The 23131-nt window shown below is 62.1% G+C and carries 18 protein-coding genes and 1 pseudogene; 9 read left to right on the plus strand and 10 right to left on the minus strand.

Annotated features, from left to right (window positions below):
* Positions 1–142: 142 nt before the first annotated feature.
* The 7 genes and pseudogenes from C4J87_RS23840 to pilM all read right to left on the minus strand — a co-directional run bounded on the left by C4J87_RS23840 (position 143) and on the right by pilM (position 7029).
* Positions 143–1705, minus strand: coding sequence for an SPOR domain-containing protein (locus C4J87_RS23840; protein WP_124368631.1), 1563 nt, complete (start codon positions 1703–1705; stop codon positions 143–145).
* A gap of 10 nt (positions 1706–1715) precedes the next feature.
* Positions 1716–2816: a 3-dehydroquinate synthase gene (gene aroB, locus C4J87_RS23845; RefSeq protein ID WP_124368632.1), complete on the minus strand. Its 1101-nt coding sequence runs from the start codon at positions 2814–2816 to the stop codon at positions 1716–1718.
* A 125-nt stretch (positions 2817–2941) separates the two neighbouring features.
* A complete protein-coding gene (gene aroK, locus C4J87_RS23850) occupies positions 2942–3460 on the minus strand; it encodes a shikimate kinase AroK (RefSeq protein ID WP_124368633.1) in 519 nt (172 codons plus the stop codon).
* Positions 3461–3464: 4 nt separating this feature from the next.
* Positions 3465–4718, minus strand: a pseudogene (locus tag C4J87_RS23855) (type IV pilus secretin PilQ); the annotation flags it as partial.
* A 141-nt stretch (positions 4719–4859) separates the two neighbouring features.
* The gene (locus C4J87_RS23860; protein ID WP_124368635.1) at positions 4860–5828 is read right to left on the minus strand and encodes a pilus assembly protein PilP; all 969 of its coding nucleotides are present in this window, start codon (positions 5826–5828) and stop codon (positions 4860–4862) included.
* The gene (locus C4J87_RS23865) at positions 5825–6376 is read right to left on the minus strand and encodes a PilN domain-containing protein (RefSeq protein WP_124368636.1); all 552 of its coding nucleotides are present in this window, start codon (positions 6374–6376) and stop codon (positions 5825–5827) included. Before C4J87_RS23865 ends, C4J87_RS23860 begins: the two co-directional genes overlap by 4 nt.
* Entirely contained in the window at positions 6373–7029 is a 657-nt protein-coding gene (pilM, locus tag C4J87_RS23870) for a type IV pilus assembly protein PilM (protein ID WP_256657828.1), read from the minus strand. Before pilM ends, C4J87_RS23865 begins: the two co-directional genes overlap by 4 nt.
* 220 nt (positions 7030–7249) lie before the next feature.
* Here pilM and C4J87_RS23875 point away from each other — a divergent pair, with 220 nt between their 5' ends.
* On the plus strand, positions 7250–9712 hold the full coding sequence (locus C4J87_RS23875) for a penicillin-binding protein 1A (RefSeq protein ID WP_372238446.1): 2463 nt from the start codon (positions 7250–7252) through the stop codon (positions 9710–9712).
* Between the two features lie 142 nt (positions 9713–9854).
* Here the strand turns inward: C4J87_RS23875 and C4J87_RS23880 are convergent, their stop codons facing one another.
* The 3 genes from C4J87_RS23880 to rpmE form a co-directional block, all read right to left on the minus strand.
* Positions 9855–11123 carry a malic enzyme-like NAD(P)-binding protein gene (locus C4J87_RS23880; protein WP_124364741.1) on the minus strand — a complete coding sequence of 423 codons (1269 nt, stop codon included), beginning with the start codon at positions 11121–11123 and terminating at the stop codon, positions 9855–9857.
* A gap of 180 nt (positions 11124–11303) precedes the next feature.
* Positions 11304–12107: a thermonuclease family protein gene (locus tag C4J87_RS23885; RefSeq protein ID WP_124368639.1), complete on the minus strand. Its 804-nt coding sequence runs from the start codon at positions 12105–12107 to the stop codon at positions 11304–11306.
* A gap of 14 nt (positions 12108–12121) precedes the next feature.
* Positions 12122–12355, minus strand: a complete 234-nt coding sequence (gene rpmE / locus C4J87_RS23890) for a 50S ribosomal protein L31 (protein ID WP_005784030.1) — start codon at positions 12353–12355, stop codon at positions 12122–12124.
* Positions 12356–12606: 251 nt separating this feature from the next.
* Here rpmE and C4J87_RS23895 point away from each other — a divergent pair, with 251 nt between their 5' ends.
* From C4J87_RS23895 to phaZ, 8 genes are all read left to right on the plus strand, one after another.
* Entirely contained in the window at positions 12607–14826 is a 2220-nt protein-coding gene (locus tag C4J87_RS23895) for a primosomal protein N' (protein ID WP_124368640.1), read from the plus strand.
* Between the two features lie 235 nt (positions 14827–15061).
* Positions 15062–16798: an arginine--tRNA ligase gene (gene argS / locus C4J87_RS23900; RefSeq protein ID WP_124368641.1), complete on the plus strand. Its 1737-nt coding sequence runs from the start codon at positions 15062–15064 to the stop codon at positions 16796–16798.
* A gap of 1 nt (position 16799) precedes the next feature.
* Positions 16800–17501: an SPOR domain-containing protein gene (locus tag C4J87_RS23905; RefSeq protein WP_124368642.1), complete on the plus strand. Its 702-nt coding sequence runs from the start codon at positions 16800–16802 to the stop codon at positions 17499–17501.
* Between the two features lie 224 nt (positions 17502–17725).
* The gene (hslV, locus tag C4J87_RS23910; RefSeq protein WP_124368643.1) at positions 17726–18256 is read left to right on the plus strand and encodes an ATP-dependent protease subunit HslV; all 531 of its coding nucleotides are present in this window, start codon (positions 17726–17728) and stop codon (positions 18254–18256) included.
* 37 nt (positions 18257–18293) lie between these two features.
* The gene (gene hslU / locus C4J87_RS23915) at positions 18294–19631 is read left to right on the plus strand and encodes an ATP-dependent protease ATPase subunit HslU (protein WP_124364746.1); all 1338 of its coding nucleotides are present in this window, start codon (positions 18294–18296) and stop codon (positions 19629–19631) included.
* A gap of 149 nt (positions 19632–19780) precedes the next feature.
* Positions 19781–20158: a gamma-butyrobetaine hydroxylase-like domain-containing protein gene (locus C4J87_RS23920; RefSeq protein ID WP_124368644.1), complete on the plus strand. Its 378-nt coding sequence runs from the start codon at positions 19781–19783 to the stop codon at positions 20156–20158.
* A gap of 248 nt (positions 20159–20406) precedes the next feature.
* On the plus strand, positions 20407–22086 hold the full coding sequence (gene phaC / locus C4J87_RS23925) for a class II poly(R)-hydroxyalkanoic acid synthase (protein WP_124368645.1): 1680 nt from the start codon (positions 20407–20409) through the stop codon (positions 22084–22086).
* 149 nt (positions 22087–22235) lie between these two features.
* Entirely contained in the window at positions 22236–23081 is an 846-nt protein-coding gene (gene phaZ / locus C4J87_RS23930; protein ID WP_124368646.1) for a poly(3-hydroxyalkanoate) depolymerase, read from the plus strand.
* Positions 23082–23131 lie beyond the last annotated feature (50 nt).

Below are 23131 nucleotides of genomic sequence, written 5' to 3' on the forward strand. Positions count from 1 at the left end.
GTCAAAACTTTTTTAATTCTGACCGCTACGACTCAAAAGCTACCGTGACGCAGACACCACAAAGCGCGCGGCCTTCAGGGCTGCACGCTGTTGTAGTTTTTTGAGGTGCCGGGAGGGCGGCCTGGGTAAGGCCGCCGGATCTTCAGCGAGTTGTTGCCAGTTCTTGTTGAACGCTGGCAACAGTGCGAGGCCAAGGTTTACCAGCCTGAACCTTCGCTGGCAAGGCCTTGATGGCGGAATCGGCTGCGGCGCGGCTTGGGAAGCTGCCGTAGGTGATCACATACAGCGGCTTGCCGTTGAGCACTTTCTTGAAATAACGGTACTGGCCGCCCTGCTCTTTGACGAACGCCTGGGCGTTGGCCTCGGAGCTGGTGCCGAGTATCTGCACCACGAAGTTGCCGGTGGGCTGGCTGCTGTACCAGTTGCTGCCGGCAGCGCCGGCCTTGGCAACGGTGGCCGCCGGTTTTTCCGCAGGCTTGGCCGCTGGAGCAGGCGTTGGCGCGGGCTTGGTCACCGGCGCAGGCGCAGGCTTGGCTGTGGCAATCGTCGGCGCCGGGGTCGGCTTGGCAGCTGGTGCAACCGGCGTCGCTGGCGTACCGGCAGGCACGCCCGCAGGTGGCGCGGTGGTGGTCACGGTTGGCGGTGTCGCGCTGGAGCCTTCCACCGGCACGCCGTCGTCGCCTTCAGAGATGCCACCGGCTTCTTCGGCCAACGGGCCGCGCATCACAGGTTGGCCGACCATCGGCAGGTTGGTCGGCTGGCCGGAATTGGCGAATTCGACGTTCGGCGTGGGCTTGCCCAGTGGCAACTGCGCCTGTTCGGTTGGCGCGCCAGCGGTTGTCGGCGCCTTGCTGCGGCCCGGGATCAACCAGGCGGCGGCAACAGCGACCACGACAACGGCAGAAATAGCCAATACGTGCTTCTTAGGCATAGTGAACCCCATCTTTGGACGCTTGACCGCAGAGCGGCTGGCAATCATGGCTTCGATCATTGCATCGCGGGCAACCTGATTGATGTTGCCAGGCCAGCCATCGGAGCTTTCGTGAATATCAGAGATCTGCGCAGCGGAGAAAAGTTCGATACCCGCCCCCGCGCCCTCGAGGCGTTGAGCCAGGTATTCGCGGGTCTCTTCTTCTTCGTACGGCTGCAATTCGATGACGTGGAACAGCTCTTGTTCACCGCTGATCTGCTCCAGATCGGCGATCAGCGACGACTCACCAAACAGGAACACATGGGGACGCCCTTCCGGGGTACCCGCCGCCAGCGCCAACAGGGCTTCCAGGGCAGATTCGTCGAGCTGCTCGGCGTCATCCACCAACAGATAGACTTCCTGGCCGGTCAGGCCCAGTTGCACCACCTGCTTGAGAATCGCATTCGGCTCAGGGTTGGCCACGTCCAACGCCTGCGCCACCTGGCGCAACACGCCGGCCGCGTCACCGGCACCACGGGCCGAGACGACGACGCTCTGCACCGATTGCTTGTTGGTGCTGGCAACCAGCGCCTGGCGCAGCAAGGTCTTGCCGCTGCCCAACGGCCCCGTCACCACCAGCAGCAACTGGCTGTAGCGCGCGAGATGGTGCAATTGCCCCAGTACCGGCTTGCGCTGGGCAGGGAAGAATTTGAAGCCAGGCACCCGAGGCGCGAAAGGGTCGTGGCTCAGGTGGTAGTGGCCGAGGAACGCCTCGTCGGCATGCAAACTAGTCATCGGGATCTTATTAACCTTTAAGCTGGGCCAGGGCGCGGTAATCCGCTCCCAGCGTGGCCTGTAAAATCTCTTTCGGATAATCGTCGGTCACCACCGCTTCGCCCATGTGGCGCAACAGCACCAGTCGCAGTCGACCGTCGATCACTTTCTTGTCTATCGCCATGTGTTCCAGGAAATCCGCCTCGGTCATTTCAGACGGCGGAATCACCGGCAAACCGGCGCGCTGGAACAGACGGATACCGCGATCACGCTCCTGGACGCTGATCCAGCCCAGGCGCTGCGACATCTCCAATGCCATCACGGTGCCAGCCGCTACGGCTTCCCCATGCAGCCACACACCATAGCCCATGTGCGTTTCGATCGCATGGCCGAAGGTGTGGCCCAGGTTCAGGGTAGCCCGTACACCGGACTCCCGTTCGTCGGCATTCACCACCAACGCCTTGGCCGCACAGGAGCGGGAAATCGCTTCGGTGAGTGCCACCTGGTCGAGGGCGCGCAAGGCATCCATGTGCTCTTCCAGCCAGGTCAGGAAGGGCTCGTCGCAGATCAGCCCGTACTTGATGACTTCCGCCAGGCCCGCCGACAGCTCGCGGGGTGGCAGGGTGTTGAGGGTCGCGGTGTCGATCAGCACGGCCTGCGGCTGATAGAACGCGCCGACCATGTTCTTGCCCAGCGGATGGTTGATACCGGTCTTGCCGCCCACCGACGAATCGACCTGGGACAGCAGCGTGGTCGGCACCTGGATAAAGTCCACGCCACGCTGGTAGCAGGCGGCCGCGAAGCCGGCCATGTCGCCGATCACACCGCCGCCCAGGGCGACCACGGTGGTACGGCGGTCATGCCGTGCGCTCAGCAGGCCATCGAAAATCAGTTGCAGGGTTTCCCAGTTCTTGTGGGCTTCGCCGTCGGGCAGGATCACCGAGATCACCGAGTACGCCGCCAGGCTGCGGCTCAGACGCTCAAGATACAGCGGCGCCACCGTTTCGTTGGAGATGATCGCCACTTGCCGACCGGCAATATGCGGTGCGAGCAGCTCGGGCTGGTCCAGCAGACCTTCGCCAATATGGATCGGGTAGCTGCGCTCGCCTAGATCGACCTTAAGTGTCTGCATGTGTCCCCGCGTTGAAGATATTTTGACGACCGGTAACGCCTGGATCAGACGCTGCCTGATGGCTCTACGCCACACCCCGCGAGGTCATGGCGCGCCGCCGAGAATAGCGCATTTGCGGCCAGGCTTTAACGGGGTGGTAGCCGTTGCAGGCGCTCAAGAATGTCGAGCACCACCATTCGCGGCGGCCGTTCATCGGTTTGCACCACCAGATCGGCGATTTCCCGATAGAGCGGATCGCGCAGTGCCAGCAGGTCTCGCAGGGTTTTTTCCGGGTTGGCCGTGCGCAGCAACGGGCGATTGCGATCACGGGCGGTGCGGCCCACCTGCTGCTCCACCGAGGCATGCAGGTAAACCACGCGACCACCGGCGTGCAGGGCGCGGCGATTTTCATCGCGCATCACCGCGCCACCGCCGGTGGCCAATACCACGCCATCGCAGCCGCACAGTTCGGCAATCATTGCCTGCTCGCGGTCGCGAAAGCCCAGCTCGCCTTCCTTATCGAAGATCCATGGGATATTGGCACCCGTGCGCAATTCAATTTCCTTATCGGAATCTTTGAATGGCAGGCGCAGCTCTTTGGCCAGCAAACGGCCGATGGTGCTTTTTCCAGCCCCCATCGGCCCTACAAGAATCAAATTTCGCACAGAATCAACGACTCACAGCAATCGCCTGGTTATTCATGATACGCGGAGTCAGGAATACCAGCAGCTCGGATTTTTTCTCCGCCCGCACATCGCGCCGGAAAAGGCGGCCAAGATACGGCACATCGCCTAAAAATGGCACTTTATCTACCACTTTGCTTTGGGTATTGGAGAAAACCCCGCCGATGACAATGGTCTCGCCATCCTTGACCAGGACCTTGGCATTGACCTCGTTTTTCTTGATCGGCGGAACGTCGTTGAGTTTGTTCAGATAGTCGGGCTCGTCCTTGGTGACCTTGACCACCATGATCACATGATCGTCGGGGGTGATTTGCGGCGTGACCTCCAACGACAGCGAGGCTTCCTTGAACGACACCGAGGTTGCGCCCTGGGACGTGGATTCCTGGTAGGGGATCTCGGTGCCCTTGAGGATGCGCGCGGTTTCCTTGTCCGAGGTGACCACCTTGGGCTGTGAGACGATTTCGCCGTTGCCGGACTTTTCCATGGCGGTCAGCTCAAGGTCCAGCAGCAGGTTGTCGGTGATAAAGGCCAGTCCCAGGCCCGAGGTGCCGGTCAGCGAACCCAGGTCCACGAAGGGTGAGCTGGGCGGGTTCTCTGGTGGCTGCGCGCCGTCCGCCTGGGGCTTGGGGATACCGCCGGCGCTCCAATTGCCGCGATTGAGCCGCCCACCCCAGCGTGCGCCCAGGCCTTTGTCGTAATCGACATTGGCCTCGACGATGCGCGCCTCGATCATCACTTGGCGCACCGGCACGTCCAACTGCGCCACGATCCGCCGCAGTTCTTCCAGCCGCTCTCCAGTCTGGTAGGCGATGATATTGTTGGTGCGGTCGTCGACCGCCACCGAGCCGCGCTCGTCGGTCGCGCCTTCAAAGCCGGTCACTGACTGGAACAGCTTGGCCAGGTCCGCTGCCTTGGCATAATTGACCTGCAGCAGCTCCCGGCGTAACGGTGCCAGCTCAGCCATCTGCTTGCGCGCCTCCAGCGTCAGCAGTTCGCGAGCGGCCAATTCGTCAGCCGGCGCCACCAGCAATACGCCGGCCTTCACCCGTTTGTCCAACCCCTTGGCTTGCAGCACCAGGTCCAGCGCCTGGTCCCAGGGCACCTCCTTGAGCCGCAGGGTGATCGAACCTTGTACCTCGTCACCGGCCACCAGGTTAAGGCCTGCAACATCGGCGATTTGCTGCAGCGCTGCGCGCAAATCGATGTTCTGGAAATTGAGATTCAGCTTGTCGCCGGTGTAGCCGACCGAAGATGCGCTTTCGGGCGGCGGCAATTGGATCAGGTCGAGGCGATTGGGTACAGCAGCGGCCTTCGGCGCCGTGAACGCTATCCATAGCGCCACACCGAAGCACGAGAAAATCCTTTTCATGGTTTGATTCCGTTATGAGTTGACGTTCAGTACCAGGGTTCGCGGGCGCTCCAGCCAGAGGCCCTGTTCATCGGGAAAGCGCTCGATCAGCTCGACATGACTGTCCTGGATGGACATGACCTGACCATGATCGGGCCCGAGGTAGTCACCGACCGCCAGCCGGTGCACTGTCGGTCCGGCACGCAATAGCGCGTAGGTCCGTCCACCGCCCGACAGCGTACCGACCATGGCGAACTGCTCGATTGCGATGCCCTCGAGCGGCCCGCGAGGCCGAGTGAGGTCTGGAGCAAGGGCCGCTCGCCCAGGCGTGTGCTCCGCTTGCAAGGCGGGGCGTTGAAACGGGTCGCGCAGGGATGATGAGTCATAAACAAAGCGCGGAGCCGGGACGACCGCCTGGGCGCTGCCGCCTGGGGACGCACTTCGATAGGCCTTGGCCAGCAGGTCAAGACGTAACAATGCCCCTTCAGGCCGCACCGCCACGTCATGCACCGTGACGATGCGCTGCAACCCGCCCAGGGCGCTGACGAACGCCGCCAAGTCGTGATAGGCCCCCGTAGCGGCAATCTTCAAGGGCTGTTCGACATGGAACGGCAGCGACGCCTCATCCAGCACCGCGACGCCCTCGATCCAGACGCCTTTGGCAACCGCCAGCCGGGCGATGTCTTCCAGCAGGCCCGGCACTGCGGACTCACCGGACAACTGCCCTTGAAGGCCCGCGACAGTCTCTTCCATCGCCCTGACTTGTTCGGTGTACGCCTCAAGCTCGGCGGCCAAGCCGGTTTTTTCTTCGAGCTGCGCTTGCAGCGCCTGTTCCCGCGCCTCGAGGCCGTGCAGTCGCTCCCGCGAGGCCCCCAGGTAAACCCCCTCTCCAAGCAACAGCACCAGACCGGCCAGCGCACAGCCAAGCAGGGCCTTCCCAGGCCAGGGCCATTTTGCAGCGTTGTAGGAGAGCGCGGAAAAATCGAGCCTGGGCAGGCTCATGGTTGCGCCTCGATGGTTTCCCCCTGACGCACCATCAGCTGAAACTCGTGATCGCCGCGCTCGCCCTCTGCCCGCACCCGCTCGAGCCGCGCGGAGTGGCCACCCTGTGACGCCTCCAACCGACGCATCAACTGGGCGATATCCTGATTGCTGTCGGCACTGCCGCGGATGCTGAGGGTATCGCCACTCGCGACCACTTCATGCAGATGAACGCCATCGGGCATTGCGCGAGCCAACTGATCGAACAGCCGAGCACCGGAAGAGCGCGCATCGTGCAGGTCCTGCACGACCTTCATGCGCTGCGCCAATTGCTGGCTTCGCTCCTGCAGGTCGTCGATGGTCTTGATGCGTGAGTCCTGCACGGCGACATCCCCGTTCAGGCGCACATTGCGGGTGACCTGCCGGTCTATCGCCTGGTCTATCACCTGATCAGCCAACCACACCGCCGCGAGCGCCAGGCAGGCAAATACCAGCAGCAGTGCCAGGAAATATTTGCGGCGCCGCTCCGCCAGTGCTCGGCGCCAGGGCAAAAGATTGATTCGTGTCATCCAGCGAAACTCCTCAGGGCTAACCCGCAAGCCACTCCCATCCCCTGGGCATCGACGGCCCATTGTGCGCCATCGACTCGATGACCCGGCGTGAAGCTGGCAAAATCCTGACGGCAAGCGCGCTCCAATGCAAACGCTTCGACATCCACTACCTGTGTCACCAGCCCGGCCAGGGCCAGCGCCGCCTCGCGGGCCTCGACCTGCTCACGCAGGCACGCCACCAGCAACACCTCGACCCGCCCCGCTTCCTGGGGCGACGGCCCGCGCACCTGGAAATCGATGGCGACCTCGTCCAGAGGATAAGGAATGTACTGGTCGGCCTCCATCTGTATCTGCCAGGCCATCTCTTCGTCGCCCAGGCCCGTGTCCATTTCGATCACCCGCGTAATGACCGAAGGGCCCGCCACCGCGACGGCCGCGTGCCTGGTGCCACTGTGCAGGCGGGATAATGCCTGGTGCAGCGCCCGCCCTACGCCGTCGAGGTCAAGCAATGTGCCATCGACCATCGCATGTGCCGGCAATACCTGCGTGACATACCCCTGAATGCTGAAACCCTGCGCCGAACGGCCCAGCTCGACCAGCTTGATGCCCTGGTCATTGATGTCGACGCCGAGGACGACGTCGAGTTTTCGCCTGAAAAATCCCTTTCCCATAAAACTCCCTAAAGCTTTGCCTGTCTTACCGCCTGATTGCCGCCGGGCAGCGTGCATTCGGTCGACTTGTTTGAGCCGCGCGAATGACGCCCGAAGGCGAAAATGCTTTAATGCCCAGCGTTTTTTCCCGCTTTTTATCTGCTGCCCGGGTCGATCCATCGTTTGCCATGCATGCCCCGACGCATAACTCTTTCATTTCTCTGGAAATCCAAAAGCCTTGATTCGTCTGCTGAAGTTTTTCGGGTACTCCATTGTCGCGATCGTCTGCGGGCTGCTGCTCGTACTCAGCGGGGCCTACCTTTACCTTAGTCCGGGTTTGCCGTCCGTAGAGGCTCTCAGAAGTATCCAGTTGCAGATTCCTTTGCGGGTCTACAGCAGCGATGAAAAACTGATCGCGGAGTTCGGCGAAATGCGCCGCACCCCGATCCGTTTCGCCGACATTCCACCCAATTTCATCAGCGCGTTGCTGTCGGCCGAAGACGATAATTTCGCCAACCATTACGGCGTCGACCCCAGCAGCCTGGTGCGTGCAGCCACGCAGTTGGTAAAAAGCGGACACATTCAATCCGGCGGCAGCACCATCACCATGCAGGTGGCGAAGAACTTCTTCCTCACCAGCGAGCGCAGTTTTTCGCGCAAGGCCACCGAGATCCTGCTGGCGCTGCAGATTGAACGTCAGCTGACCAAGGATGAAATTCTCGAGCTGTACGTCAACAAGATTTACCTGGGCAACCGCGCCTACGGCATCGAGGCGGCTTCCCAGGTGTACTACGGCAAGTCGATTCGTGATGCCAGCCTGGCGCAGATGGCGATGATTGCCGGCCTGCCCAAGGCCCCGTCGCGCTTCAACCCCTTGGCCAACCCGGCGCGCAGCAAGGAGCGTCGCGACTGGATCCTGGGGCGCATGTACAAGCTGGGCAAGATCGACCAGGCGGCTTACGAAAGCGCGGTGGCCGAACCGTTGAACGCCAGCTATCACGTGCCGACGCCGGAAGTGAATGCGCCGTATATCGCCGAAATGGCGCGTGCCGAGATGGTCGGCCGGTATGGCAGCGAGGCCTACACCGAAGGTTTCCGCGTCACCACCACCGTGCCAAGCAACTTGCAGGAAATTGCCAACCATTCGCTGCACGACGGCCTGATCACCTATGACCAGCGCCACGGCTATCGCGGCCCTGAATCGCGCCTGCCGGGCAAGACCCTGAGCGCCTGGACCACCGAGCTGAGCAAACAGCGCTCGATCAGCGGCCTGGAGCCGGCCATCGTCACCCAGGTGCAGAAAGACGGCGTGCAAGTGCTGACCCGCACCGGCGAAGCGCATGTAGCGTGGGACAGCATGAAATGGGCGCGCCCGTTCCTGAATACCAACAGCATGGGCCCGATGCCCAAGCAGCCGTCCGACGTGGCACAGGTAGGTGATTTGATCCGCGTGCAGCGCCAGGCGGATGACAGCCTGAAGTTCAGCCAGGTCCCGGTCGCCCAGGGCGCCCTGGTGTCCCTCGACCCGCAAAACGGCGCGATCCGCGCCCTGGTCGGCGGCTTCGCCTTCGAGCAGAGCAACTACAACCGCGCCACCCAGGCCAAGCGCCAGCCGGGCTCGAGCTTCAAGCCGTTCGTCTACAGTGCCGCGCTGGATAACGGCTACACCGCCGCCAGCCTGGTCAACGACGCACCGATCGTGTTTGTCGATGAGTACCTGGACAAAGTCTGGCGCCCGAAGAACGACACCAACACCTTCCTCGGCCCGATCCGCATTCGCGAGGCGTTGTACAAGTCGCGTAACCTGGTGTCGATCCGCCTGCTGCAGGCGATGGGCGTGGGCAAGACCATCGATTACATGACCCGCTTTGGCTTCGCCAAGTCCGACCTGCCGCCGAACCTGTCCCTGGCCCTGGGTACCGCGACCCTCACGCCGATGGAAATCGCCACCGGCTGGAGCACCTTTGCCAACGGCGGTTACAAAATCTCGCCGTACCTGATCGACAAGATCGAAAGCCGCAATGGCGACACCCTGTTCACCGCCAACCCGCCACGAGTGCCCGGCGATGTGGTCAACGGCGTGGCGGCGACCGATGGTCTCGCCGCACCGAGCAATGGCGGCATCACCATCGAGCCGACCCCAGGCACGGCGCCTGCCGCAAACACTCCCGCGCCGGCCGAGCCGCAGGCACCGACAGTGGCCGAGCGCATCGTGGACGGCCGCACCACCTATATCCTCAACAGCATCCTGCAAGACGTGATCAAGAAGGGTACCGGCCGGCGCGCATTGGCCCTCGGCCGCGCGGACATCGCCGGCAAGACCGGTACCACCAATGAATCCAAGGATGCCTGGTTCTCCGGCTACAACGGCGACTATGTGACCACCGTATGGACCGGTTACGACCAGCCGGAAAGCCTGGGCCGTCGCGAATTCGGCGGTACAGTCGCGCTGCCGATCTGGATGAGTTACATGGGCGCGGCGCTGAAAGACAAGCCACTGCACACCCAGCCGGAACCGGAAGGCATCCTCAGCCTGCGCATCGACCCGGTAAGCGGCCGCGCAGCCTCGCCGAGCACGCCGAACGCCTACTTCGAACTGTTCAAGAGCGAAGACACGCCACCGTCGGTCAACGAACTGGGCAACGGGGTTGCACCGGGCAGCCCGCTGCCGGCAGATGAAGGTGCGCCGATCGATCTGTTCTGATGACGCGCACGGCTTTGTGGTCAAGCACATGTGACGCGGAGCGTCACGGGGTGCATTCCCACGCGGAGCGTGGGAACGATCAGCCACAAAAAAGCCCCGACTCGCGAGAGCCGGGGCTTTTTTGTTGGTGCGCTACAACGGCTTAGCCGTTGAACACATCATCCACGCTTTTGAGCGGGTAGTTCTTCGGATACGGCAGGGTTGCCACACCGGTCTCGATTGCAGCCTTGGCCACGGCATCGGAGATCAGTGTGATCAGGCGCTTATCCATTGGTTTGGGAATGATGTACTCACGCCCGAATTCCAGCTTGGCGCCACCGTAAGCGTCGCATACATCCTGCGGCACCGGCAGCTTGGCCAGTTCACGCAGGGCGTTGGCGGCCGCTACCTTCATCTCTTCGTTGATGCGCTTGGCGCGAACGTCCAGGGCACCACGGAAGATGAACGGGAAGCCCAACACGTTGTTGACCTGGTTCGGGTAGTCCGAACGGCCGGTGGCCATGATCACGTCGCTGCGGGTGGCGTGCGCCAGTTCCGGGGAGATTTCCGGGTCCGGGTTGGAGCAGGCGAACACTATCGGGTTCGGCGCCATCGACTTCAGGCCTTCGGCGCTCAGCAGGTTCGGGCCGGACAGGCCGACGAACACGTCGGCACCGTCGAGGGCATCCGCCAGGGTGCGCTTGGAAGACGGGTGGGCGAACATCGCCTTGTACTGGTTCAGGTCGGTACGCTCGGACTGGATCACGCCCTTGCTGTCGACCATGTAGATGTTTTCCAGCTTGGCGCCCATGCTGATGATCAGCTTCATGCAGGAAATGGCCGCAGCACCGGCGCCCAGGCAGACGATTTTCGCCTCGCTCAGGGTTTTGCCGGCGATTTCCAGGGCGTTGATCATGCCGGCCGCAGTAACGATCGCGGTGCCGTGCTGGTCATCGTGGAATACCGGGATGTCGCACTGTTCGATCAGGGCCTTTTCGATCTCGAAGCACTCGGGTGCCTTGATGTCTTCCAGGTTGATGCCACCGAAGGTGATGGAAATGCGCTTGACGGTGTCGATGAAGGCCTGCGGGCTTTCAGAGTCGACTTCGATGTCGAAAACGTCAATGCCGGCAAAGCGCTTGAACAGCACGCCCTTACCTTCCATGACCGGCTTGGAAGCCAGTGGGCCGAGGTTACCCAGGCCCAGGATCGCGGTGCCATCAGAAATCACTGCAACCAGGTTGCCCTTGCCGGTGTACTTGTACGCCAGCTCGGGGTCGCGGGCGATTTCACGTACGGGCTCGGCAACGCCAGGGCTGTAGGCCAGCGACAGGTCGCGGGCGGTGGCAGTGGCTTTGGTGAGCTCTACACTCAGCTTTCCTGGACGAGGATTGGCATGATATTCGAGAGCGGCAGTTTTCAAATCAGACATATCGGCATTCCGCTTTTACTGTTGGTCGACGGACCGCCGAGGATACGCGTGTCGTAAAGCCCCTACAAGACTGGTCGGTCACAGGTGTCAAGGCCCCGCGATGGCGTACTTTAGTCTAAAGCCACGGGATACAAGGGCTTGACTGTTCACAATCGGCTTAAAAAATGTCTACAATTTTTATCATTGCGTCAATTTGAGCATGCTGGGGTCGGTGATCGGCAGCAGCCAACGTGCCTGGTCATTTTTGTGCCCACCCCGCCGAGAGCGATCCTGCACCCAGCCACGCGCCTCGATTGTCTTGCCTTGCAGACCACCGAGCATGGCAGTGTCGAATTGATGGGCCAGATCGGGCGCAACGCGTAATACCAGTGAACCCTGCAATTCGATCCAGATTCCGCCGCGATTGCGTTCGATCTTGCTGACCCGGCCACTGACCAGAGCGAAGCCGGACTGCTTGAGCCGGTCCCCCCCTTGCACCGGCGATTGCCGCCACAGGCCCAGCCCTGCCTGCCGCGCAGTGTGCTCAGCCGCCTGCTGACAGGCAACGAGGTCGACGTTGGGCGCGACACCCACCTGAAAACCCAGGCCCTCGGCCAGTAATTGGGCTTCCAGGTTGTTGCCGTCGGCGCCGTAAAGGTGCGCCAGGGTTCGCCCATAGCGATCCTTGGCCTGACCCGGCACCAGGCCGATGCGCCCTCCACTGGCGCTCACCAAGGCTTGCAAGCGCTGGCGGGCGGCGATGGCAAAGGGCTCGTCAGCGCGGCCCTTCTTGCCGGTTTCCGGGGCGTTGAGGCCGATCATCCGCACGCTGCGGCCATCCTTGAGGCGCACGGTGTCGCCGTCCACCACGCGCTGTACTTCTACACGCGCCACGGAGGCCGGCGCCGGGCAAAACACCTGGGCCTGGGCCGCGCCGAACCAAATCCCAGGCACAAAAAAGGCGCCCACAAGGGACGCCTTTTTCAACAGCTGGCAAAAGCCCATAAGGCCTTTGAGCCTTACTCTGCTGGAGTAGCAGCAGGCTTCTTGCCGAAAGCACCAAAGCGATCTGCGAAGCGCTGTACACGGCCGCCGGTGTCCAGAGTTTTCTGCTTACCGGTGTAGAACGGGTGGCACTCGTTGCATACGTCAGTACCCAGTGGCTTGCACAGGTTCGAACGAGTCTCGAACTTGTTGCCGCAGCTGCAGGTGACTTCGATGGTTTCGTACGCTGGATGGATATCGGCTTTCATGGCACTTCCTCGGGCTAGCGTGCCGCCACTCGACACTATTGTCGAATACCGCACGTAATTAGGCCGCGAATTCTAACAGACCTTTTCAATCGCGCAAGCGGCGGTGACGGCCGAGCACGCCCTTTCATCAGAAAATCCCGGCGCCTGCGCAAGTCTCTCCTTCCTGCAGCAGAGACGGGACACCTCCACCGTCGGTCTGCTAGGCTCCCGCCCCTGTGCCACCGCCTGCCTTTATAGATGAGACTTCTCGCGTGCCCGACGCCATTTTGCGCCTAGCCCTGCCCTCGCCCCTGCGCCGCCTGTTCGATTATCGGGCCCCGGCCGGTGTGCTGCGCGCGCAGCTGGAGCCAGGCATGCGCGTGCGCGTGCCGTTCGGGCGCCGGGAAATGATCGGCATCCTGGTGGAAGTCACCGACCACAGCGAAGTGCCCGCCGAAAAACTCAAGCCGGCCATCGCCATCCTCGACGCCACACCGCCGCTGCCGCCCGCGCTGTTCAAGTTGTGCCTGTGGACCGCGCAGTATTACCAGCACAGCCTGGGCGATACCTTGAGCTGGGCGCTGCCGGTGCTGCTGCGCCAGGGCGAACTGGCCGAAGCGCGCCAGGAGCGGTTCTGGTCGATGACGCCCGGCGCCCGCCTGGATGACCCGCGCATCGCCCGCGCCCCGCGCCAGCGTGAAGCCCTGGCCACCCTGGCCCAGCACCCCCATGGCGTCGCCCATCAGCTCTTGAGCAAGCTGATGCTGAGCAAAGACAGCCTCGACCTGTTGCTCGCCAAAGGCCTGGTGCAGGTGGAAATCCGCAAGCATGCCCCCGACCCGCGCCACGAACACTGGCTGGCGCAACCGGAGCTGCCGTTGAACCCCGAACAGCGCGCCGCCTATGAAGCGATCCGCGCCGGGTTCGACAGCTTCCACGCGTTCCTGCTGGCCGGCGTTACCGGCAGCGGCAAGACCGAAGTCTATTTGCAGTTGATCCGCGAAACCCTGCAAGCCGGTAAACAGGCGCTGGTGCTGATCCCCGAGATCAACCTCGGCCCGCAAACCCTGGCGCGTTTCGAACAGCGCTTCAACGCCCGCATCGCGCTGGTGCACTCGGCGGTCAACGACCGTGAGCGCCTGGAGTCGTGGCTGGCGGCGCGGGACGGCGAAGCCGACATCATCATCGGCACCCGCTCGGCGCTGTTTACCCCGATGAAAAATCCGGGGCTGATCATCATCGACGAAGAACACGACGGCTCCTATAAACAGCAGGAAGGCCTGCGTTACCACGCCCGCGACCTGGCGCTGGTACGCGCACGCCAGGAAGACATCCCGATTGTGCTCGGCTCGGCCACGCCTTCCCTGGAAAGCCTGCATAACGCCTACACCGGCCGATATGGCCTGCTACGCCTGAATGAGCGCGCAGGTGGCGCCAAGCAGCCGCGTTTCCTGCGCCTGGATGTAAAAAGCCGTCCGCTGGACAGCGGTATTTCCGGCCCGATGCAGCAAGCCATCGGCCAGACCCTTGCCGCCGGCCAGCAAGTTTTGGTGTTCCTCAATCGCCGTGGCTTTGCGCCGACGCTGTTGTGCCATGACTGTGGCTGGATGTCCGAATGCGAACGCTGCGATGCACGCATGACCGTGCACCAGCGCTACGGTGAACTGCGCTGCCATCACTGCGGCCATGTCGAGCCTGTGCCGCGCCACTGCCCGCAATGCGGCAAGGTCGACCTGCGCCCGGTCGGCGCGGGCACCGAGCGCGCCGAAGAGCGCCTGGGCATTCTGTTCCCGGATTACCCGGTGCTGCGGGTGGACCGCGACAGCACCTCGCGCAAAGACGCGATGAACCAATTGTTCGCCACCATCCAGAAAGGCCAGCCGTGCATTCTGGTTGGCACGCAAATGCTCGCCAAAGGGCATCACTTCCCACGGGTGACCCTGGTGTCGATCCTGGATGCCGACGGTGGTTTATTCTCCGGCGACTTCCGCGCCAGCGAGCGCATGGCGCAGTTGATCGTGCAGGTCGCCGGCCGCGCCGGGCGCGCCGAAGAACCGGGCCGGGTGATTATCCAGACACACCTGGCCGACCACCCGCTGCTGATTCAACTGACCGAGCAAGGTTACTTTGCCTTCGCCGAGCAGGCATTGAGCGAACGCCGCGCAGCCGGGCTACCGCCGTTTTCGCACCTGGCACTGCTGCGCGCCGAGGCGCATAAACCGGGCCAGGCTGAAGGTTTTCTCGACGAAGCCTGCAGCGCCGCCGAACGTTTGCTCGCCGAACTGGGTCTGAGCGGCATCGAACTGCTCGGCCCGGTGCCGGCACCGATGGAGCGCCGCGCCGGGCGCTATCGGGCGCAGTTACTCTTGCAGGCAACGTCCCGCGCACCGCTGCATCGGCTATTAAGTAGCTGGTTGCTTGCCCTGGAGCAAATGCCCAGCGGCCGGCAAGTGCGATGGTCGCTGGATGTAGACCCGGTAGATTTGTATTAAGCCGTCCCCTGCAGGAGCGCGCTTGCTCGCGAAAAACGTTAACGATAACGCGGTATCCTGATTTCACGCGGCGCCCTCGGGTTTTTCGCGAGCAAGCTCGCTCCTACAGGGGCACAACGCCCTTAAACAGCTCCACAGGTCTGGAACGGTTGGCAAGCCCGCCCTCGCCACGGATAATGCCCAGTTTTTCCACCTGCGCATCGCGCGCCGCCGCTTGCGGTCGAAAGAGAACACCATGAAAGACACCATTCGCCAGCTGATCCAGCAAGCCCTCACCCAACTCGTCAACGAAGGTGTGTTGCCTGAAGGCCTGTCGCCGGCGATCCAAGTGGAGAACACTCGCGACAAGACCCACGGCGACTTCGCCAGCAACATCGCGATGATGCTGTCCAAACCCGCGGGCATGAAGCCGCGCGACCTGGCGGAAAAAATCATCGCGGCGCTGCCGGCCGACGCCAGTGTCACCAAGGCCGAAATCGCCGGCCCAGGCTTTATCAACTTCTTCCAGAACACCCAGGCCCTGGCGTCGCGCCTGGATGCCGCCCTGGCCGATGCCAGCATCGGCGCACGCAAAGCCGGCGCCAGCCAGCGCGTGGTCATCGACCTGTCGGCACCGAACCTGGCCAAGGAAATGCACGTTGGCCACCTGCGCTCGACCATCATTGGCGACGGCGTGGCGCGGGTACTGGAATTTCTCGGCGACAACGTGATCCGCCAGAACCACGTAGGCGACTGGGGCACCCAGTTCGGCATGCTGATGGCGTACCTGCAGGAAAACCCGATCACCAGCAACGAACTGGCCGACCTGGAAAACTTCTACCGCGCCGCCAAGAAGCGCTTCGACGAATCCGCAGAGTTCGCCGACCGCGCGCGCAGCCTGGTGGTCAAGCTGCAAGCGGGCGACAAGGAATGCCTGGAACTGTGGGGTCGTTTCCGCGATATCTCGCTGTCCCACTGCCAGGAAATCTACGAACTGCTCAACGTCAAGCTGACCATGGCCGACGTGATGGGCGAAAGCGCCTACAACGATGACCTGATCAACGTGGTCAACGACCTCAAGGCCGCAGGCCTGCTGGTCGAGAGCAACGGCGCGCAGTGCGTGTTCCTTGAAGAATTCAAGACCGCCGAGGGCGAACCGCTGCCGGTGATCATCGTCAAGGCCGATGGCGGCTATCTCTATGCCACCACCGACCTGGCCGCCGTTCGCTACCGCAGCGGCGTGCTCAAGGCCGACCGCGCGCTGTATTTCGTCGACCAGCGTCAGGCCCTGCATTTCCAGCAGGTGTTCGAAGTGGCGCGCCGCGCCGGCTTCGTCACTCACCCGATGCACATGGAACACATGGGCTTCGGCACTATGAACGGCGCCGATGGCCGCCCGTTCAAGACCCGTGACGGCGGCACCGTCAAGCTGATCGACCTGCTGACCGAAGCCCAGGAACGCGCCTACAGCCTGGTGAAGGAAAAGAACCCTGAGCTGTCCGAGGCCGACCTGCGCAACATCGCCCGCGTGGTAGGCATTGGCGCGGTGAAATACGCCGACCTGTCCAAGCATCGCACCAGCGACTACAGCTTCAACTTCGACCTGATGCTCAACTTCGAAGGCAATACCGCACCGTACCTGCTGTACGCCTACACCCGCGTGGCCGGTGTGTTCCGCAAACTGGGCAAGGACTTCAGCGAAGTCCAAGGCCAGATCGTGCTGGACGCGCCCCAGGAGCAGGAACTGGCCGCCAAGCTCGCGCAGTTCGGCGAAGTGCTCAACAGCGTCGGCGAGAAAGGCACGCCGCATATCCTCTGCACCTACCTGTACGAAGTGGCCGGCCTGTTCTCCAGCTTCTACGAGAACTGCCCGATCCTCAGCGCCGACGATGAAGCCCAGAAGCACAGTCGCCTGCGCCTCGCCGCACTGGCTGGACGGACCCTCAAGCAAGGCCTGGAGCTGTTGGGCCTGGAAACTCTGGAGCGCATGTAAGTTGGCCGCCAAGAAAAAACCTGCACCCAAGCGCGGCGCCAGCCGCTACCAGGCCCCGGCCAAGCAGCCGATTCCGGGCTGGCTGTGGATGGCCATCGGCCTCACGGTCGGCGCATTCGTGGTATTTCTGATGAAGCTGGAGCCCGGCCAGGGTGATGACGTCAAGCGCGTCAAACAGGAGCAGCAGAAAGCCACGAAGATCGCCGAGGCCAACAAGACCGCACCGAGCCCGACGGCACCGGTGAAGCCCAAGTACGATTTCTACACACTGCTGCCGGAATCGGAAGTGATCGTGCCGCCCGACGCCGTGCCGGAGAAAACCCTGCCGACGCCGCAAGTGCCGACCACGCCGGTGACGCCTGCGGAAGCGGCGAAAATCGACACGGCGCGCGCGCAGGCGGCATTGGCAGGTATCACCCCGCCGCCGGCACCTCCAGTGGCAGAGACCAAGGCCGCACCGGTGACCAAGTTCTTCCTGCAAGCGGGCTCGTTCCCGAAACAGGCGGATGCCGATCGTGTGCGGGCGCAGATCATTCTGTTGGGTCAGGCGGTGACGGTGGAATCCGGCACGGTGAAGGACGCGACCTGGTATCGCGTGCTGGTAGGCCCGTTCAGCAACCGCGAGCAGTTGACCGTGGCGCAGAAACAATTGGCCGGCGCAGGGTTTAGCAACCTGTTGTTACAACAGCGCCAGAGCCGCTGATCATCCCTCATGATCGTTCCCACGCTCCGCGTGGGAATGCAGCCGTGATGCTCCGCGTCACAAGAGAAGACGCAGAGCGTCAATTGCGGCATTACCACGCAGAGCGTGGGAACGATCAGTCCACCACTCGTCCGCGCTGCCGTCCTACGGTTGAAATCCCCTCCACCACCCCCATATCAGTTTCCATCAGGGCATTTTCGCCCCGCTGCGTGGAGACTCTCCCCTTGACCACCATCGTTTCAGTACGTCGCCACGGCAAAGTCGTCATGGGCGGCGACGGCCAGGTTTCCCTGGGTAATACCGTGATGAAAGGCAATGCCAAGAAAGTGCGTCGCCTGTACCACGGCCAGGTGCTCGCCGGGTTCGCAGGCGCGACAGCCGACGCCTTCACCCTGTTCGAGCGTTTCGAAGGCCAGCTTGAAAAGCACCAGGGCCACCTGGTGCGTGCCGCCGTCGAACTCGCCAAGGAATGGCGCACCGACCGCTCCCTCAGCCGTCTTGAAGCCATGCTGGCGGTCGCCAACAAAGACGCGTCCTTGATCATCACCGGCAACGGCGATGTGGTTGAACCTGAACACGGCCTGATCGCCATGGGTTCGGGCGGCGGCTATGCACAAGCCGCGGCCAGCGCGCTGTTGAAGAAAACCGATCTGTCGGCCCGTGAAATCGTCGAGACCGCGCTGGGTATCGCCGCCGATATTTGCGTGTTCACCAACCACAATCAGACCATTGAGGAGCAGGACCTCGCCGAGTAAGCCGTAGGCTTATTCCCGCTTGAGGCCGCCAAACACTATGTCCATGACTCCCCGCGAAATCGTCCATGAACTCAATCGCCATATCATCGGCCAGGACGATGCCAAGCGCGCCGTTGCCATTGCGCTGCGTAACCGCTGGCGCCGGATGCAACTGCCCGAAGAGTTGCGCGTTGAAGTAACGCCAAAGAATATCCTGATGATCGGCCCGACCGGTGTTGGTAAAACCGAGATCGCCCGGCGTCTGGCCAAGTTGGCCAATGCGCCGTTCATCAAGGTCGAAGCCACCAAGTTCACCGAAGTGGGCTATGTGGGCCGCGACGTCGAATCGATCATTCGCGACCTGGCCGACGCCGCCTTGAAAATGCTGCGCGAGCAGGAAGTGACCAAGGTCAGCCACCGCGCCGAAGATGCCGCCGAAGAACGCATCCTCGATGCCTTGCTGCCACCGGCACGCATGGGCTTCAACGAAGATGCCGCGCCGTCGTCGGACTCCAACACCCGTCAGCTGTTTCGCAAGCGCCTGCGTGAAGGCCAGCTGGACGACAAGGAAATCGAGATCGAAGTGGCCGAGGTGTCCGGCGTCGATATCTCCGCGCCACCTGGCATGGAAGAAATGACCAGCCAGTTGCAGAACCTGTTCGCCAATATGGGCAAGGGCAAGAAGAAAAGCCGCAAGCTCAAGGTGAAGGAAGCGCTGAAACTGGTGCGCGACGAAGAAGCCGGGCGCCTGGTGAATGAGGAAGAACTCAAGGCCAAGGCCCTGGAAGCGGTCGAGCAACACGGCATTGTGTTTATCGATGAGATCGACAAAGTCGCCAAGCGCGGCAACTCCGGTGGTGTCGATGTATCTCGCGAAGGCGTACAGCGCGACCTGCTGCCGCTGATCGAGGGCTGCACGGTGAACACCAAGCTGGGCATGGTCAAGACCGACCACATCCTGTTTATCGCGTCCGGTGCGTTCCACCTGAGCAAGCCAAGCGACCTGGTGCCGGAGCTGCAAGGTCGCCTGCCGATCCGCGTGGAACTCAAGGCGCTCACTCCGGGCGACTTCGAGCGCATCCTCAGCGAGCCGCATGCGTCGTTGACCGAGCAGTACCGTGAGCTGCTGAAAACCGAGGGCCTGGGGATCGAATTCCAGGCAGACGGAATCAAGCGCCTGGCGGAGATTGCCTGGCAGGTCAACGAGAAGACCGAGAATATCGGTGCGCGGCGTCTGCACACGCTGCTTGAGCGCCTGCTTGAAGAAGTGTCGTTCAGCGCCGGGGACATGGCAGGTTTGCAGAATGGCGTGGCGATCAAGATCGACGCGGATTACGTCAACAGCCACCTGGGCGAATTGGCGCAGAACGAAGACTTGTCGCGGTATATCCTGTAAGCCTCACACAGAACTGCTTTGCTTCAAATGTGGGAGGGGGCTTGCCCCCGATTGCAGTGGGTCAGCTACAGATAAGCTGACTGATCCACCGCTATCGGGAGCAAGCCCCCTCCCACATTGTTAAGCCGGTTTATTCAGGAGTACCTCATATGGCCAAGTTTCCTACTGCTGTAAACCTGCACAAAACCTCCAACACCCTCGGCCTCACCTACGGCCCCGACGAGGTTTACCAGTTACCCGCCGAATTCCTGCGCGTGCACTCACCCTCCGCCGAGGTCCAGGGCCACGGCAAACCCATCCTGCAATTCGGCAAGCTCAACGTTAAGTTGATCAAGCTGGAACCGGCCGGCCAGTACGCACTGAAATTGACCTTCGACGACGGCCATGACAGCGGGCTGTTCACCTGGGACTACCTGTATCAACTGGCCGTGCGTCAGGACGCGCTGTGGGCGGATTACCTGGCCGAACTGAAAGCTGCCGGAAAAACCCGCGACCCGAGTCAGTCGGTCGTGCGCCTGATGCTCTAGCCCAGGCTTCTTGCTCTTTAGAGGGCATTTTCTAATTTCATCTGCTTGAATGCCCTGTCTGGCGGCCAACGATTGGCCCGCTTGCGAAAAAAATTAAACTCGGGTAACCAATGGAACTGGCAAGTTCCCTGCATTTGACGATGCGGTATCAACGGTCACCCGAGTCGCAGTACCAGGCTGGTGTCGTGTATCGAAATGGGTGCGCAGCAATCGCCGGTACTCGTCTTTCGGACAATGGAGCGTCGTAGATGAGTAACAAGAATAACGATGACTTGAAACGCCAGGCCTCGGAAAACACCCTGGGGTTGAACCCGATCATCGCGTTACGCAAAAAGGATCTATTGGCCTCGGCGAAGATGGTGCTGACCCAAGCCATCAAGCAACCGTTACACAGCGTCAAACATGTCGCCCATTTTGGGGTGGAGCTCAAGAACGTGATGTTTGGCAAATCGGCGCTGGTGCCGGAAAGCGACGACCGCCGCTTCCACGACCCGGCCTGGAGCCAGAACCCGCTCTACAAGCGCTACCTGCAAACCTACCTGGCGTGGCGCAAGGAACTGCACGACTGGATCGGCGACAGCAATCTGTCGGAACAGGACATCAGCCGTGGCCACTTCGTGATCAACCTGATGACCGAAGCCATGGCCCCCACCAACAGCGCAGCCAATCCGGCGGCGGTCAAACGCTTCTTTGAAACCGGTGGCAAAAGCCTGCTCGACGGCCTGTCCCACCTGGCAAAAGACATGGTGCACAACGGCGGCATGCCGAGCCAGGTCAACATGGGCGCCTTCGAAGTGGGCAAGACCCTCGCCATCACCGACGGCGCCGTGGTGTTTCGCAATGATGTGCTGGAACTGATCCAGTACAAGCCGACCACCGAGCAGGTGCACGAACGCCCGCTGCTGGTGGTGCCGCCGCAGATCAACAAATTCTATGTATTCGACCTGAGCCCGGAGAAGAGCCTGGCGCGTTTCTGCCTGCGCAATGGGCAGCAGACCTTTATCGTCAGTTGGCGCAACCCGACCAAGGCCCAGCGCGAGTGGGGCCTGTCGACTTACATCGAGGCGCTCAAGGAAGCGGTGGATGTGATCAGGGCGATTACCGGCAGCAAGGACGTGAACATGCTGGGCGCCTGCTCCGGCGGCATCACCTGCACCGCGCTGCTGGGCCACTACGCGGCGCTGGGCGAGAAGAAGGTCAACGCCCTGACCCTGCTGGTGAGTGTGCTGGACACCACGCTGGACACCCAGGTGGCGCTGTTCGTCGATGAACAGACGCTGGAAGCGGCAAAGCGCCATTCCTATCAGGCCGGCGTGCTTGAAGGCCGCGACATGGCCAAGGTATTCGCGTGGATGCGGCCCAACGACTTGATCTGGAACTACTGGGTCAACAATTACCTGCTCGGCAACGAGCCGCCGGTGTTCGACATTCTGTTCTGGAACAATGACACCACGCGCCTGCCGGCCGCCTTCCATGGCGACCTGATCGAGCTGTTCAAGAACAACCCGCTGGTGCGCGCCAACGCCCTGGAAGTGTGCGGTACGCCCATCGACCTCAAGCAAGTCACGGCCGATATCTATTCACTGGCCGGCACCAATGACCACATCACGCCCTGGCAGTCCTGCTACAAGTCGGCGCAATTGTTTGGCGGCAAGGTGGAGTTCGTGCTGTCCAGCAGCGGGCATATCCAGAGCATCCTCAACCCGCCGGGCAACCCCAAGTCGCGCTACCAGACCAGCGAGGGGTTGGCGGGTACAGCGTTGGAGTGGCAGGAAAACGCGACCAAGCATACTGATTCGTGGTGGCTGCACTGGCAGGTGTGGCAGGCGGAGCGGGCGGGCAAGTTGAAAAAAGCGCCTACGACATTAGGCAGTAAGACCTATGCTGCCGCCGAAGCGGCGCCAGGCACCTATGTACATGAGCGGTAGATTGGAATGAGATCCAAATGTGGGAGGGGGCTTGCTCCCGATAGAGATGGATCAGTGTCAGGTGTGCTGACTGACACACCGCCATCGGGAGCAAGCCCCCTCCCACATTTTGCCCCCATTTCTCCTGTAATACTTCACAGGGCTTGAGCATGCCGCAACCGTTCATCTTCCGCACTATCGACCTGGATGGCCAAGCCATCCGCACGGCGGTACGACCGGGCAAGCCGCACTTGACGCCGCTGCTGATCTTCAACGGCATCGGCGCCAACCTGGAGTTGGTGTTTCCGTTCGTGCAGGCCCTGGACCCGGACCTGGAGGTGATCGCCTTCGACGTGCCGGGCGTGGGCGGTTCCTCCACGCCCAACCGGCCCTATCGCTTCCCCGGCCTGGCCAAGCTCACGGCGCGCATGCTCGATTACCTGGACTATGGCCAGGTGAACGCAGTGGGCGTGTCGTGGGGCGGAGCACTGGCGCAGCAGTTTGCCTATGACTACCCGGAACGTTGCAAAAAACTGATCCTGGCGGCCACGGCGGCGGGCGCGGTGATGGTGCCGGGTAAGCCGAAAGTGTTGTGGCTGATGGCGAGCCCCAGGCGTTATATCCAACCGTCCCACGTGGTGCGTATTGCGCCGATGATTTATGGCGGCTCGTTTCGTCGCGACGCCAAGCTGGCCGCCGAACATGCCAGCAAAGTGCGCTCGGCCGGTAAGCTGGGCTACTACTGGCAACTGTTCGCGGGGCTGGGCTGGACCAGCATTCACTGGTTGCACAAGATCCGTCAGCCCACCCTGGTATTGGCCGGGGACGACGACCCGCTGATCCCGCTGATCAACATGCGCCTGCTCGCCTGGCGCATCCCCAATGCACAGCTGCACATCATCGATGACGGCCATTTATTCCTGATCACCCGGGCTGAAGCCGTGGCGCCGATCATCATGAAGTTTCTCGAGGAGGAGCGCCTGCGCGCCGTGATACATCCGCGCCCGGCGGTGTGAAGGATCGCACCACCGCGCAACTTGCCAGGAACCGACTATGGTTCTCAATT

The sequence above is a fragment of the Pseudomonas sp. R1-43-08 genome (genome assembly GCF_003852255.1).
Taxonomy (GTDB): Bacteria; Pseudomonadota; Gammaproteobacteria; order Pseudomonadales; family Pseudomonadaceae; genus Aquipseudomonas.